The sequence below is a fragment of the Sphingomonas sp. BRN-1R genome, assembly GCF_057748035.1.
The window spans coordinates 3,754,759-3,769,524 of sequence record NZ_CM173236.1; the positions used below are offsets into that span (position 1 = coordinate 3,754,759).

The window sequence follows — 14,766 nt, forward strand, 5'->3', positions numbered from 1 at the left end:
GCAACCCGGATCGCGCAGCGCGAACGCCGTTATGCGCGGGCCGCCACCTCCTGCGGAAAACCGGCTGCAAGATGATCGATGAGCGCGCGCACCGCCGGCGGCAGGCCGCGCCGGGTGGTGAAGACGAGATGCACGATGCCGCGCAGCCCATGCCAGGCAGGCAGCACGCGGACGAGCGACCCCGCGATCAGCGCCTCGCGACAGACATGGTCGGGCAGGATCGCCACGCCCAGCCCGCCGATCGCCGCGTCGCGCACCGCCGACATGCTTTCGCAGCCCAGACGCGGGGCCACGCGCACGACCCGCTTTTCGTCCGCCGTCTCGAGATGCCATTCGAGATCGTCGGCCGCGTCGTCGGTCGCGAGCGCCGGAATGTCGGCGAGTTGCTCCACGCGGGCGATGCCGGCGGCGATCCCCGGGCAGGCGACGAGGATGCGGGTCGAGACGCCGAGCGTCCGCATCGTCAGCGCCGCGTCGCTGGTGAGCGCGCTGCGCACCCTCAGCGCCAAGTCGATCCGCTCCTCGATAAGGTCGACGGCGCGGTCGGTCGCGACGAGCTGGAGGCGGACCTTGGGATATGTGACGAGAAACGATGCGATCAGCCCCGACAGCGGCTCGATCATACCCGTCGGGCAGCTGAAACGGATACGGCCATGCGGCTCGACCTGCGCCCGCATGACGAGCGCCTCGGCCTGTTCGGCTTCGGCCAACATCGCGCGGCAGCGTTCGTAGAACGCCTGACCCGTGTCGGTGACGCGGAAGCGACGGCTCGATCGTTCGATCAGCCGCAGCCCCAGCCGCTCCTCCAGAGCGGCGATGCGACGGCTGAGCTTCGACTTGGGTTCGCGCAACGCACGGCCGGCGGCGGCGAAGCCACCGTGCGCCACCACCTCGGCATAGTAGGCGAGATCGTTGAGATCGGTCTTCATCATCGTTCTTCGTATGGAACGCTAAGTGCTGAAATCGCCGACTACAAGCTTTATCGTTCCAGCCGCATCTAGCGGGGGCAGCGGCGCTCACGCCGCCGGACTTCACAGGAGACAGACGATGACGGACAGGTTCAACGGCAAGGTGGTGGTCGTAACCGGCGGCACCAGCGGGATCGGACTTGCGACGGCGAAGGCGTTTGCCGCGGAAGGCGCGTCGGTGTTCATCACCGGGCGTCGCCAGGATGCGCTCGACGCGGCGCTGAAGCAGATCGCCGGGCACGTGACGGGCGTGCGCGGTGACATGGCGGTACTCGCCGATATCGATCGCCTCTACGACGCGGTTCAGCAGAAGCATGCGCAGATTGACGTCGTGTTCGCCAATGCCGGTGGCGGCGAGCTCGCCCCGCTCGGCGCGATCACCGAGGCGCATTACGAACAGACCTTCGGCAGCAACGTGAAGGGCGTGCTGTTCACCGTGCAAAAGGCGCTGCCGCTGCTGCGCGACGGCGGATCGGTGATCCTCACCGCCTCCACCACCAGCATCAAGGGCACGGGCGCGTTCAGCGTCTATTCGGCGACGAAGGCGGCGATCCGCAATTTCGCACGGAGCTGGATCCTTGACCTCAAGGACCGCCGCATCCGCGTGAACGCGGTCAGCCCGGGCCTGACCGAGACGGCGGGCCTCAACGAACTGTTCGGCGGGGCCGAGCAGGCGCAGGGCACCAAGGATTATCTGGTCGGGCAGATCCCCGCCGGCCGCATCGGTCAGCCGGAGGAGATTGCGAAGGCGGTGTTGTTCCTGGCTTCGGACGACGCCTCCTACATCAACGGCGTCGAGCTGTTCGTCGATGGTGGTCAGGCGCAAATTTGAGCGTGGCGGTGTGGCGCTCCTGCTTTGGCTGGGGCGCCATCCACCTGCCAGCCGGGCCACACGAAGGGCACCAGCAGGTCAAAGCGCCTGGCTTTCGAAATGACAACCCGGCGGACGGTGTCGCGCGGTTCGTACCCAGCCCAAACGATGCGGGCTGGTGGAGCTGAGGGGAATCGAACCCCTGACCTCTGCAGTGCGATTGCAGCGCTCTCCCATCTGAGCTACAGCCCCAGTCCACGCCGTGGCACGGGACATCGCGTGTAGCTTCGCTTTTCTGCCGATGCAACCGGGCAGGCGCGCAAAAAATCGCTGCGACGAGCCGCATGTCCCGTGCGGCGGCATGGGCGCGTGCCGGCTCTTAACCTGGAACAATCTCCCCATCCCTCCCGTTTTTGGCTACGACCGGCAGACAGGCATGATGCCGCGCCGGGCGTAAGGACCGTCTCAGGAGGACGTCATCATGGGTTACGACCGCTATCCTCACAACAGCAACACCGGGGACTATTACACGCGCCCCGATCCCGACATTCAGGGCCGTGATTATGGCTCGGGCCGCGATTATTCGTATTCGAGCGCGCGCGAATATCAGGCGGCGGGCGCGTACGACCGCGATCGCGGCGCAGGCTATGGCCAGCGCGGCGGGCAGGATCGCTATCGCGACCAGGGCCGCGATCACGGATCGCGCGACTATGGTGCGCAGGGCGGCTACGGCCGCGACCAGCGCTACGGCGGCGGCGAATATCGCGGCAGCTACCGCAGCGACGGCCGCCGCTTCACCGAGGGTGCCGAGCGGCAGTCGGGCGGACGCGAATATGGCCGCCAGCCGCAGGGCTATGATTATGAAGACCGCGGCTTCTTCGACCGCGCCGGCGACGAGGTCCGCTCGTGGTTCGGCGACGAGGAAGCGGAGCGCCGCCGCAACATGGACGCCCGCTATGACGAGCGTAACGATCGCGGCGACGACCGCAGCCGCTACGGCGCCGGGGCGCACGGCCGCGACGACGATTACCACCAGTGGCGCCGCAGCCAGATGGACGCGCTCGACCGCGACTATCATGAATATCGCACCGAGAACCGCGCGAAGTTCGAGACCGAGTTCAGCAACTGGCGCAACGAGCGTCAGACGCAGCGCAGCGCGCTCTCCAAGGTGCAAGAGCACATGGATGTGGTCGGCTCGGACGGCCAGCATATCGGCACCGTCGACAAGGTGCGCGGCGACCGCATCCTGCTGACCAAGAACGATCCCGCCGCGGGTGGCCATCATCATTCGATCCCGTCGCGCTGGATCGAGACCGTCGATGGCAAGCAGGTCACGGTCCGCAAGACCGCCGAGGAAGCCAAGGCGCATTGGCGCGACGAGGAGCGCAACACCGCGTTCTTCGGTGAAGGCGAGAAGGGCGACCGCGAGCAGCGCGATGGCGCGCAGACCCCGCGCACGCTCAACCAGAGCTTCTCGGGCACGTACTGAGCCGCAGTCCGGCACCGCATACGGTGCCGGACACGGTGACACTCGGAACGGGCGCCGTTCGCGGCGCCCGTTTTGCGTGGTCTCGCCGCAGCGTGCCTATGGGGCGACCGTGATGGTGCCGACGTCGATCGCACCGGATCGCGGCTCCGGCGGCAGTTGCTCAGGCGGCTTCGCGTTCACGGTAATGGGCGAGAATAGCGGCGGCCGCATTGGGAGACACGGCGGTTTCCAGCCCGCCGCGCGCACCGGCCGCCGCGATCGCCGCGCGTTCGCACATACGGGTTTCGTAAGCCGCCACCCCCGGCCAGCCTTCGTTCGAGAGCAACGCCGCTGCCAGGTCCATCGCATCCGCCAGCGCCAGGTTGACGCCCTCTCCGCTGAACGGCGACATGAGGTGCGCGGCGTCACCCAGCAGGGTGAATCCCTGCCGGGTCGGCCAGCGATGCCCGATCGGCAGCGCGTACATGGCACGTACGCCGAGCACGTCACCCGTCGCGATCATCACCCGCAAACTTGGCGCGAAACCGGCGAAGATCGCCGCAGCCTGCGCCCGCGCATCGTCCGGCGACGTTGCTGCCAGAGCGCGCGCGGCACCCTCGCCCATCCGCCACACCGCATAGCCGCGAATGTGACCGTGGCCGTTGAGCTGACCGATCAACGTGCGATCGTCGCCGGCCGCGAACATCTTGCCCCTGCCGACCAGCGCCGCGACCTCGCCGCACGTCGCGGCATCGAAACCGAGCTCCAACCCGGCCACGCCTTCGTACCTCGGCGTAGCGGGGGAGAGCAACGGGCGCACTCGCGACCATCCGCCATCCGCACCGACCACGATGTCGAACGCTTCGGCGTGCCCGTCGACGATCACCTGATGCGTGGCGGCTCCGGGGATGACCTCCGCGACCTTGCTGCCCCAGCGGACGGTGCCGGGTTCGAGCGCATCAAGCAGGATGTCGCGTAGCGCGGTTCGGTCTATCTCCGGCCGATCATGGCCGGTGCCATCGCGGTCCCACAGCAAGGTGCCGTTCGCGTCATAGAGGCGGTCGCCCTGATGTTCCGGGCGCGCTTCGGCCACGAACGCAGCCTCCAGCCCGGCAACCCGGAGGGCCCGCTGCCCGGTGTCCGGGTGCAGATCGAGCGAACCACCTTGCGGGCGCTCCTGCGCATGCGCATCGCGCTCGAACACCGTAACCTTCACCCCGCCTAGCTGAAGCAGGCGGGCAAGCGTCAGCCCACCCGGGCCGCCACCGATGATGGCGATCGACGTTGCTGGCATAAGCGTGTCTCCGTTGTTACATAGGGGCCTATACATAAACATAGGACCCTATGCAATGTCTGAACCCGAGTGGCGCCCGCTGCGCACGTTGGGCCACTTCATCAGCCGTATAAGTCGCGGGATGACGCGGATCGGCGATGCGCGACTGAAGCCGCTCGGCTTCGCCACCGCTCAGTTGCCGGTGTTGAGCGCGCTACAAAGCGGCGATAAGCGCTCGCAGACCGAACTGGCGCGCTGGGCGAAGGTCGAGCAACCGACCATGGCCCAGTTGTTGACGCGCATGGAACGCGACGGCCTCATCACGCGGGAGCCCGATCCGACCGATCGCAGGAGCAGCCTAATCTCTTTGACCAGCGCTGCGCAGGAGCGTCTGGGCGAAGGCCGCGAGATCCTGATCCAAGGCAGCCGCGATATGACGCGCGGACTCTCGGAGGAAGAGGTGGAGACGCTGCTGAGCCTGTTGGAACGGGTTCTCGCCAACGTCGACGCGCTCGCCGACTAGGCGCGATAGGCCCGCCGCCAGTGGCCGTGCGCGCTTTACGCTCGACTTTTCGCGACCGTTCAACGATCCCGGCGCGAACCGAAGCGCGCATCTCCCCACAGGAGGAAATCGCATGTCCCACCCCTCTCCGCCGCTGTTCCTCGGCATCGATGCGGGCGGCAGCCACTGCCGAAGCCGCCTGATCGACGGCGCAGGCACGGTGCTGGGCGAGGGCGAGGTCGGGCCGGCGAACGCGCGGATCGGGCTCGATCCGCTCCACGGCACGCTGCTGGCAGCGGCGCAGCAGGCGATCGCCGCCGCCGGCCTCTCAGCCGAAGCGAACGCGACGATCCGCGCCGGCATGGGCATCGCGGGAATTTCCCGACCCGGTCTGCGCGAAGCGCTCGATACGCTCGCCTTTCCGTTTGCGGGCGTGCGGTTCGATACCGATGCGGAGATCGCCAATCTGGGCGCGCATGACGGCGGGGACGGCGCGGTGCTGATCCTGGGCACCGGCAGCATCGCCCGACTGCGCGTGGGCAGCGAAGGCTTCAGCATCGGCGGCTATGGCTTCCCGATCTCCGACGAAGGCAGCGGCGCGGCTTTGGGTCTGAGCGCGATGCGTCACGCGCTGCGGGCGATCGACGGGCGCACGCTGGCGACACCCTTCGGCGCTGCGGTGATGGAGCGGTTCGATCAGAACCCGGCCGCCGCGATCGCCTGGATGGATCAGGCGGCCCCGCGCGATTACGCCGGCTTCGCGCCGCTGGTGATGGGCGCGGCGGAGGCTGGCGACGAGATCGCCCGGTCGATCGTCGAGGATGCGGCGCTGCACGTGGAACGGTTTATCGAAACAATCTTCGCGCGTGGCGCGCCGCGCTGCGCGTTGATGGGCGGGCTTGCGCCGAGGATGCGCCCGTGGCTGCGCGCCCGCACCGTGGCGCGGCTGAGCGAACCGCTTGGCGACGCGCTCGATGGCGCGTTGCGGCTGGCCGGGTATCGGGGACCGGCCGCGCCGGTCGCCGGCTGAACAGGGACGTACGACATGCCGCATTTCGATCTCGTCCAATCGATCAGCATCGCCGGCAAGACGACCGTGGCCAATGACGATCGCGCCGGGGCGAACGCCGGGCGTGCCTGGGTGATCGACGGCGCGACCGATCTCGGCCCGTCGGGGCTGGTCGGCGCTCAAGGCGGGGCCGCATGGCTGGCGGCGGCGGCCGATCACGCCTTTGCGGCCGCAGCGCCCGCGCCGTTGCGCGATGTGACTGCCGCCGTTTTCGCCGTGCTGGCCGAAGCCTATCACGCACGTCGGGTACGCGAACCGGCGGGGCGGTGGGAACTGCCGAGCGCCGCCTTCCTCGCGGTCGCATTGCGGGAGGATCGGCTGGAGATCGCGTGGCTGGCCGATTGCGCGTGTCTGCTGCTGCGCGGCGAAACGGTCCACCGGCTCGGCCCGCAGCCCGACCCGTTCGAGCGGCAGGAGGCGGAGGCGCTGCGCGACGCGGGCCTCGATCTGCCCGAACGCACCGCGCCGACGCTGGACCATCTGCGTCGCAACCGTGCGCGCGCCGAGCGGCGCGTGCTGGGCGTGGAGCCGCACCACGCCGATGCGGTCCACCACGATGCCGTCACCGTCCTTCGCGGCGACGAACTGGTGCTGATGACCGACGGGCTCGCCGCGCTGATCGACGATTACGCGGTGTCCACCGCCGACTTTGCCGCGCTGCTGCGCGCCGAGGGGCTCCACGGCCTCGTCACCCGGCTCCGCGCGATCGAAGCGGAGGATGCCGACTGTCGCCGCTATGCGCGCTTCAAACGCTCGGACGACGCGACCGGGCTGTGGCTGCGCATCGCTTAATCCGCCGCCGCGATCACTGCATCGCCCACCGCCGGGCGTAGCGCGAAGATGCCGCTGTCGCGGTGGCGGGTCGGATGGACGCGGTTGGTGAGGAGCGTCCAGGCGAGGCCGCGATCGAGGTCGATCCACAGCCCGGTGCCGGTGAAGCCGGTGTGTCCGATCGTCGCAGCCGAGCAAAGCTGACCGCCCGACCAGTGCGCGTGGCGCACCTCCCAGCCGCAGGTGCGCGGCCCGTTCACCGGCGTCGCGATCGCCGCCAGCGCCGCCGGCGAGAGACCGCTGCCGTCGAGCACGCCGCGCGCGAAGCCGAGCACGCCCGCGACCGTGCCGAACAGCCCGGCATGGCCGGTCGCACCGCCCATCGCGGCGCAATTCTCGTCATGCACCTCGCCCTTCAGCACGCGCCCGCGCCATGCGCAGCGCTCGGTCGCGACCGCCGGGCCGGGCGGCGGGCCGTAGCTCAGCTCCGGCCCGAGCGGCCAGTCGGCGAGCGATGCGCCGATGATCCGCTCGATGGCGATGCCGAGCAGGATGAAGTTGATATCCGAATAGACCGCAGGCCCGTGCCGCCATTCACGCTGGAGCACGAACGCGCGCAGCCGGGCGGGATCGTCGCCATAGGTGTAGATCGGCTCGACCGCCGGGAGGAAGGTGCGGTGGACCAGACAGTCACGGAAGGTCAGCCGCCGCTCCGCCGCATCGGCGACGTCATACTGGCGCAGATCGGGGATCGCGTCGGTCAGCGGCCGGTCGAGGTCGATCCGCCCCTGATCGGCGAGCGCCAGAACCATGCTCGTCGTCGCGATCACCTTGGAAACGGAGGCGAGATCGAACCAATGCTCCGTCGTCAGCGGCTCCGCCTCGGGCTCCTTCTGCGCGAGCCCGGCGGTGCGGATCGCGGTGTGGCCATCGCGGGTGACGATCCCCAAGGTCGCGCCCGGCACGCGTCCGTCGGCAACGGCGGCAGCAGCGGGGGCGAAAGCGGCGTCGATGTCGATCATACACTCTCCTCGTCGCGCGGGCGGACGCCGGCGATCAGCGGCAGGAACAGCACCGCCGCGAGACTCAGCGAGCCCGACAGCCAGAAGAAGCCGTCATAGCCGATGCGCGTGACGATATCGCCGCCCGCGCCCTGCAGCAGGCGGGGCAGCAGAAAGGCGAAGCCCGACAGGAAGGCATATTGCGCGCCTGCGTAACGCGGGTTCACCAGCAGCGAGAGATAGACGACGAAGATCGCGCCCTCCATGCCGTGCGCGAACTGGTCGACGGCGGTGGCGGTGTAGATGGCGAGACCGGCCGGCGGGACATGCCACAGCCACACGAAGATCCAGTTGCCCAGCGCCGAACCGACCGCACCCAGCGCCAACGCCCGGCTCATGCGCAGCCGCACCGCCAGCGCCGCGCCGATCGCGACGCCCGCCATGCTCGCGGGCGTGGTGACGAAGCCGTCGGCGATGCCCATCGTGGTGAGGTCATAATGCGCCGCGATCTCGAGCGGCTTGACGCCCCACAGGGTCAGCACGTCGCCCATCCGATAGAAAGTGACGAAACCGAGCAGCGGCAGCACGCGATAACCGAACCGCCAGAAGATGTTGACGTACGGCCCCAGCCACGTCGACCGCCGCGCCCAGGCGGTGGCGGGCAGCCGCACGATGGCTGGCAGCGCGACCGCCATCAGCACGAACGGCACCAGGCACAGCACCAGCACCGCGCTGGTGGCATCGGTCTTCGCACCGATCCCGGCGGCAACGGCGAGCCGCAGCCCGACCCAGCCGATCACGCCGAACACGACGAGCGATCCGCCGATCAACGCCGCGCTCGCCGCCAGCCCGCGCGCCAGCGCCGCCGTGCGCCCGCCGGTGCCCGCCTCCACCGGAGCGATGCCCAACAGCATCGGCAGCGGCGCGAACGCGAGCAACGCGACGGCGAGATAGCCCCACGTCCAGCCGGCATGATCCGCCACCGCCAGCGCGACCAGCGAAGACAGCGCCATCGCCGAGCGATAGCCCCACAGATTGGCGGCGGTGAGCGGCCCCTGCGCCTCCGCCGTGGGCGCCAGCTCGATCCGCCAGCCGTCGGCGGCGACCTCGAGCGTGGTCGTCCAGAACGCGAGCAGGATGGCGAACAGCGCGACCACCGCGAGGTTCGCATCGGCGGAGGTGAACGCCATCGCCACCATCGACGCGACGATGCCGATCTGCGCGGTGATGATCCACCCCAGCCGCTTGCCGAAGAACGCCGACAGCCCCGGCACTGGGAACGCATCGAGCAGCGGCGCCCAGGCGAACTTGAAGGTCGGCAGTAGCGCCACCCAGCCGAAGAAGCCGATCAGCACGATATCGACGCCGTGCTTGGCGAGCCGCGCCGACAGCACGGTGGAGAACATGTAGAACGGCAGCCCTGCCGAGAAGCCGAGCAGGATATAGAGCGCCATCAGCCGCCGGTTGACGCGCGGCTTGGCGGGATCGGCGGTGCCGGTCATCGCGTGTCGAGGGCGTCAAGCGCAGCGCGCAGATCCGCCTTGTGGCGGTCGAGCAACGCGGCGGCGGCGGCCGGTTCCAGTCCGCGCGCGATCAGTGCGGCGCGCTTGATGTCGCCATCGGCCGCCGCCAGCGCCGCCGTCGCCACCGAAACGTCCACTCCGGCGATCTCTCCCACCATGGCGTGCGCGCGCACGACCAGCTTGGCGTTGGAAGCCCGCATGTTGACCATCATGCCGCGATAGACCAGCCCGAGCCGCAGCATGATCGCGGTCGACAGCAGGTTCAGCGCCGCCTTCTGCGCGGTGCCCGCCTTCATCCGGGTCGATCCCGCCACCAGTTCGGCACCCGTCACCGCGACGATCGCGTGCGCGGCCGCAGCGGCGAGCGCCGCACCGGCGTTGTTGGTGATCGCGATGGTGAGCGCGCCCGTCGCGGCCGCCGCCTCGATCACCGCCACGGTATAGGGCGTGCGCCCGCTGGCGGCGACGCCGATCACGACATCGCCCGCGCCGACGCCCGCGTCGGCCACCTCGCGCCGCGCCGCTTCGGCATCGTCTTCGGCGCCCTCCGCGCTCCGCATCAACGCGCGCTCACCGCCGGCGAGCAGGAAGACCAGTCGATCGCGCGGCCAGTCGTAGGTGGGCGTCAGCTCGACGCCGTCCTGCACCGCGACCCGCCCCGATGTACCCGCGCCGGCATAGACCAGCCGCCCACCCCCGCGCAGCCGTTCGGCGGCGGCATCACTCGCGGCGGCGATCGCGGCGACCTGATCCTGAAGCGCGGCGATCGCGACCATCTGCCCTTCCAGCATCGCCTGCACTGCCACCTCGGTCGGCCACCGATCGAGATCGGTGAAGCGCGCATCCACGGTTTCCGTCGACATTGGTCCTCCTGCCCGAGCATCGCCGTTAGGGCATGACGCCGCGATGGTTGCAACCACGCCACGACCGGTCGTGGCGTGGGTCTGGTGTCCGGCTAGCCTGCGCCGCGGTCGGTCGCATCGTCGGCGGGCACGCCCGCCATCGCCGCCGCGACCGCCTCGGCCCGCTCCATCACGCGCAGGATGTTGCCGCTGGTCAGCTTGGCGAGATCGGCATCGCTCCAGCCGCGGCGGGCAAGCTCGGCGATCACCTTGGGATAGCCGTCGACGCCGTTCATCCCCTCGGGCGCGGTGTTGTCGATCCCGTCGAAATCGCCGCCGAGCCCGACATGATCGTGCCCCGCGACCTTGGCGACATGCTCGATATGATCGGCGACGGTGGCGACGGTGACATGCGGCATCGGGTGCGCCTGATCCCATGCGACGAGCGGCGCGGCCGCACGCGGGCCGTACACGTCGCCCGGCACCGCGAGCGACTTGGCGTAAGCCGTGCGCGCCACGTCCCATTGCTTCCACGCGTCCGACAGGAAGGCCGGATAGAAGTTCACCATCACCACGCCGCCGTTCGCCCCGATCGCGGCGAGCAGATCGTCGGGGATGTTGCGCGGCGCGCCCGCCAGCGCGCGCGCCGAGGAGTGCGATGCGATCACCGGTGCTTTCGAGATCGCCAGCGCCGCGCGCATCGTACTGTCGGCGACATGGCTGACGTCGACCAGCATGCCGATCCGGTTCATCTCGGCCACGACACGCTTGCCGAACGGCGACAGCCCACCCGCGACCGCCTCGTCGGTCGAGGAATCCGCCCAGTCGAGGCTGCGCGTATGCGTCAGCGTCATGTAACCGACGCCGAGCGCGCGGTAGTCGCGCAGCACCGACAAGCGCCCGTCGATCTGATGGCCGCCTTCCACGCCGATCAGGCTGGCGGTGCGCCCGCTCGCCGCGATCCGCCGCACGTCCGCCGCGCTGGTGGCGAGCGCGAGGGCGTCGGGATTGGCCGCGACCAGCCGGCGCACCACGTCGATCTGCTCCAGCGTCATCTCGACCGCTTTTGCGCCCGTGACGTCGGCGGGAATCCACACCGACCAGAACTGCCCGCCGACATGCCCCGCCTTCAGCCGGGAGAGATCGGTCTGCAACGGACGCGGCAGGGTCGCCCCGTCGCCCCGCACGACGGTGACGCGGCCACCCTGATAATGCCCGATCTCCCAGGCGAGGTCGTTATGCCCGTCGATCACCGGCGCGCGGGCGAGCAAGCGCTCGGCGCGCGCGACGTCGGCCGGACCGGGCGCCGGCCCGGACGCGGTCTGCGCCGCCGCCGGTGCGGCGAGCGCCAGCGCGAGAAGCGCGCAACGCCTCACCGCAATTGCATCCGGATGCCGACGCGGAAGGTCCGGCCGAGCAGATCCGAATAGGTGCTGTTCGCAGCGAGCCCGGTTTCCGGCACCAGCATCGGCCAGCGGTCGAACAGGTTGGTCACGTTGACGAAGAACTGCGCATCCACCTTGCCGGCGACCTTGACGTTCTGCGTCACGTTGAGATCGGCGTAGAACAGCCCCGAAATCTGGTTGTTGTCGTAGGTCGGGTAATTGGTGGTGGAGAGCGGGCAGTTCGTCTGACACTCGATCGCCGTCGCCGCGTACCGCCCGGCGCTGACGCCGCGCCCGACCAGCGTGATCGAGGTGGTCGGCAGATCGAGCGTCGCGCTGCCGCGGAAGATCCAGCTCGGCGTCGAGGCTTGCCCGCCGTTCACCCCCACCGAATTGGCGATCACCGCCCCGGGCACCCCGGTGTTGAGGATGTTGTCGAGGTAGCGCGTCGCCTCGCCGCGCAGCGTGAGCGCGGTCACGCCGGAAAGCGGCAGGCGGTAGCTGGTGTCGAAGTCGATCCCGCGCGCAAGCTGGCTCGCCGCGTTGAACGGCTGGGTGCGGATCAGCAGATAGGGCTGGCCTGGCGTGGAGCGCGTGGGATCCTGCGTGATCGCGTCGCAGAACGCCTGCTGCCCCTGACTACACAGATTCTCGATATCCTGCGCGGCGAAGCTGGTGATGCCCTGTTTGATGTTGATCCGCCAATAGTCGATCGAGGCGTTGAAGCCTTTGAGGAAGCGCGGCGAGAACACCGCGCCGATCGTCCAGGAATTGGCGATTTCGGGCTTCAGATTCGGGTTGCCGGTGGCGATCCCCGAATAGCTGTAGGTCGCCGGTCCGTGCAGGCCGTCGGCGGTGAACAGCGGGTTGCGGATCGCATCGCTGTTGGCGGAACCGGCCTGATAGAGTTCGTTGAGATTGGGCGCGCGGATATCGCGTGAGCGCACCACGCGGAAGCGGATGTCGGGAATCGGCTGCCACGTACCGCCGAGCTTCCATGTCGCGACGGTGCCCGACGTCGAATAGTCGGTGCCGCGCACCGCGCCGTTGAACTCGAGCCCGAGGCCGAGCGGCACCACCGTTTCGAAATAGGCTTCCTTGACGTTGTAGCGGCCGTTGGTGGGCAGATAATTGCCGACCGACCAGGTGTTGGTCACGGTCGGCCGGCCTTGCGCGTTGGTCGTGGAGACCGGCTGGAACTGCTGGGGCACGAAGCCGTGGATGCTTTCCTCGCGCCATTCACCACCGACCGCGATGCTGACGTCGCCCGCCCAGGTGCGGAACGGCGATGCGCGCAGGTTGAGGCCTGCGGTCTTCTGCTCAGTGGTTTCGTCGCGGTACGGCGCGCCGAGTACATAGGCGATCGCTGCCGGATCGGCGACGCCGACGCCCAGCCGGTTGAGCGGCACGCACGCCTTGTCGTCGTTGGCGGGATTAGGATCGACGTTGATCGCGCACTGGATCGAGCCGGCCGCATAGCCGCCGGCGTTGCCGGCCTGCGCGGTGACGGCATTAGTGGCGTTGGTGATGCGTGCGATGTTCTGGACGTTGCGGAGTTGTTCGCGCAAGTCCGCCCGGCCGTATTGGCCATAGACGTCCCACGACACCGTCTTGCCCGCCACGTCGAATTTGCCGTCGGCACCGATCTGGTAGCGCTGCACCGCGCGGCGATTGTCGACGATGCGGTACGGCAGATCGACAGAGGTGGTCGCCAGCGTGACGCTGCTGATGCCGGCGAGACGCGACGCGCCCAGCGCGGCGACCAGATACGGGTTGGTCGCGGAGATGCTGATGCCGGTCTGGAGGTTCGGGCCGGCGTTGAAGACGATATGCTGGCGGTTGTACGACGCGTCCGCATACAGCTCGATCCTGTCGGTGAGGTCGTAGCTCACCCGGCCGAACACGCCGTAGCGATCGTCCTGCGGATCGAGCCCGATGTTGCGCCCCGAATCGTTGACCTGCCAGCTACCGCCCTGCGTCAGCGTCGGCGCGGAACTGCCGGTGGCGGACGGGAAGGTCAGCCCGCCATATTGATATTGCAGCGGCTGCCCGCCCGAACCGAAATAGACGCCGCGCAGGCTGTTGGCGGCGATGCCGCTGCCCGCCACCGCGGTGCTGCCGGTGATGAGACCGCCGGGCGTCGAATTGGCCGCGCCGATCTGCCGCTTGGTGGTGATGAACTGCGGCGTGGTGCTGCTGGCGGTCCAGTTCGGGTCCTGGATGCGGACATAGCCGGTCGCGTTCCAGTCGCGATCGACCTGGAAGATGCCGTCGCGGTGGGCGTATTCGCCCTCCAGCTCGATATGCCCGCGCCCGTCCGCGAAGGCGGTGCCGGCGGTCAGCGTCGCCGAGTAATTGTGACCGTCGCCATATTGGGTGATGCCCTGGTCGGCGGTGAGGCGAAGCCCCTCGAACTTCTTTTCGAGGATGAAGTTGACGACGCCCGCGACCGCATCGGACCCGTAGGCGGCGGACGCGCCGCCGGTGACGACCTCGACACTCTTCACCAGCCCTTGCGGGATCGTGTTGACGTCGACCAGCCCGGTAATCGTCGAGCCGACCGAGCGGTGCCCGTCGACCAGCACCAGCGTGCGGATCTCGCCCAGATTGCGCAGGTTGAGCGCGTTAATGCCGGCCTGCCCGCTCGACAGGTTGAGGCGTGAGTTGGCCGGGCGGGTCGATCCGGCCAGCGCCGGTTGCTGGTTGACGAAATCGGCGATGTTGTTCGACGGCGACTGGTTCTGGATCTCCTCCTGCGTCAGCACCGTCAGCGGCGATGGCGACTGAAAGCCGCTGCGACCGACGCGCGAGCCGGTGACGACCACCTCATCGTTGGTGGCATCGCTCGTGCCGGCGGGCGCGGCCGGCACGGTTTGCGCCGGTGCCGCCGTCTGTGCCGCGACCGGAGTTGCGAGCGCGCCCGCCATCGCCGCCACGCTGCACGCAGCCGCCATCGCCACCCGGCGACGGACCTGATCCGAACTCGTCATCCCCTGTTCCTTCCCTGACCGTACCGCAGCGGTGGCGCGTTTCTTGACGCTTTCCAGTCACCTGCGAGCTACGGTTGTTGTCATGCTGGCTTCGCCCGAGCCAGTTCCACCTGCTGATGGCGGAGGTTGCGCGGTCCTGTACGAAAGCGTCAAGAGGCGGATG

At 68.9% G+C, this 14,766-nt stretch carries 12 protein-coding genes and 1 tRNA gene; 5 read left to right on the forward strand and 8 right to left on the reverse strand.

What is annotated here, in order from left to right; all coding sequences use genetic code 11:
* Positions 1-29 precede the first annotated feature (29 nt).
* Complete coding sequence (locus tag AC3ANX_RS17525) at positions 30-932, reverse strand: LysR family transcriptional regulator (protein ID WP_488334510.1); 903 nt, start codon at positions 930-932, stop codon at positions 30-32.
* 115 nt (positions 933-1,047) lie between these two features.
* Here AC3ANX_RS17525 and AC3ANX_RS17530 point away from each other — a divergent pair, with 115 nt between their 5' ends.
* The gene (locus tag AC3ANX_RS17530; protein WP_488334511.1) at positions 1,048-1,800 is read left to right on the forward strand and encodes an SDR family NAD(P)-dependent oxidoreductase; all 753 of its coding nucleotides are present in this window, start codon (positions 1,048-1,050) and stop codon (positions 1,798-1,800) included.
* Positions 1,801-1,955: 155 nt separating this feature from the next.
* On the opposite strand, the gene AC3ANX_RS17535 is transcribed toward AC3ANX_RS17530, so the two are convergent.
* Positions 1,956-2,031 (reverse strand) — tRNA-Ala (locus AC3ANX_RS17535).
* A 229-nt stretch (positions 2,032-2,260) separates the two neighbouring features.
* Here AC3ANX_RS17535 and AC3ANX_RS17540 point away from each other — a divergent pair.
* Positions 2,261-3,268, forward strand: coding sequence for a DUF2171 domain-containing protein (locus AC3ANX_RS17540; protein WP_488334512.1), 1,008 nt, complete (start codon positions 2,261-2,263; stop codon positions 3,266-3,268).
* Between the two features lie 160 nt (positions 3,269-3,428).
* Here the strand turns inward: AC3ANX_RS17540 and AC3ANX_RS17545 are convergent, their stop codons facing one another.
* Positions 3,429-4,583: an FAD-dependent oxidoreductase gene (locus AC3ANX_RS17545; protein ID WP_488334513.1), complete on the reverse strand. Its 1,155-nt coding sequence runs from the start codon at positions 4,581-4,583 to the stop codon at positions 3,429-3,431.
* A gap of 13 nt (positions 4,584-4,596) precedes the next feature.
* Here AC3ANX_RS17545 and AC3ANX_RS17550 point away from each other — a divergent pair, with 13 nt between their 5' ends.
* The 3 genes from AC3ANX_RS17550 to AC3ANX_RS17560 all read left to right on the forward strand — a co-directional run bounded on the left by AC3ANX_RS17550 (position 4,597) and on the right by AC3ANX_RS17560 (position 6,883).
* Entirely contained in the window at positions 4,597-5,043 is a 447-nt protein-coding gene (locus tag AC3ANX_RS17550; RefSeq protein ID WP_488334514.1) for a MarR family winged helix-turn-helix transcriptional regulator, read from the forward strand.
* Positions 5,044-5,155: 112 nt separating this feature from the next.
* The gene (locus tag AC3ANX_RS17555; RefSeq protein WP_488334515.1) at positions 5,156-6,052 is read left to right on the forward strand and encodes a glucosamine kinase nucleotide-binding domain-containing protein; all 897 of its coding nucleotides are present in this window, start codon (positions 5,156-5,158) and stop codon (positions 6,050-6,052) included.
* 15 nt (positions 6,053-6,067) lie between these two features.
* Positions 6,068-6,883, forward strand: a complete 816-nt coding sequence (locus AC3ANX_RS17560) for a protein phosphatase 2C domain-containing protein (protein WP_488334516.1) — start codon at positions 6,068-6,070, stop codon at positions 6,881-6,883.
* Here the strand turns inward: AC3ANX_RS17560 and AC3ANX_RS17565 are convergent.
* The 5 genes from AC3ANX_RS17565 to AC3ANX_RS17585 form a co-directional block, all read right to left on the reverse strand.
* Complete coding sequence (locus tag AC3ANX_RS17565; protein WP_488334517.1) at positions 6,880-7,884, reverse strand: serine hydrolase domain-containing protein; 1,005 nt, start codon at positions 7,882-7,884, stop codon at positions 6,880-6,882. The two genes, AC3ANX_RS17560 and AC3ANX_RS17565, sit on opposite strands and share 4 nt — an antisense overlap.
* A complete protein-coding gene (locus AC3ANX_RS17570) occupies positions 7,881-9,365 on the reverse strand; it encodes an MFS transporter (RefSeq protein ID WP_488334518.1) in 1,485 nt (494 codons plus the stop codon). Before AC3ANX_RS17570 ends, AC3ANX_RS17565 begins: the two co-directional genes overlap by 4 nt.
* A complete protein-coding gene (locus AC3ANX_RS17575; RefSeq protein WP_488334519.1) occupies positions 9,362-10,249 on the reverse strand; it encodes an N-acetylmuramic acid 6-phosphate etherase in 888 nt (295 codons plus the stop codon). The genes AC3ANX_RS17570 and AC3ANX_RS17575 overlap by 4 nt, the downstream gene beginning before the upstream one ends.
* A gap of 92 nt (positions 10,250-10,341) precedes the next feature.
* Positions 10,342-11,610 (reverse strand): dipeptidase, encoded by a 1,269-nt coding sequence (locus tag AC3ANX_RS17580; RefSeq protein ID WP_488336987.1) that lies wholly within the window; start codon positions 11,608-11,610, stop codon positions 10,342-10,344.
* On the reverse strand, positions 11,601-14,603 hold the full coding sequence (locus AC3ANX_RS17585; protein WP_488334520.1) for a TonB-dependent receptor plug domain-containing protein: 3,003 nt from the start codon (positions 14,601-14,603) through the stop codon (positions 11,601-11,603). The genes AC3ANX_RS17580 and AC3ANX_RS17585 overlap by 10 nt, the downstream gene beginning before the upstream one ends.
* Positions 14,604-14,766: the final 163 nt, after the last annotated feature.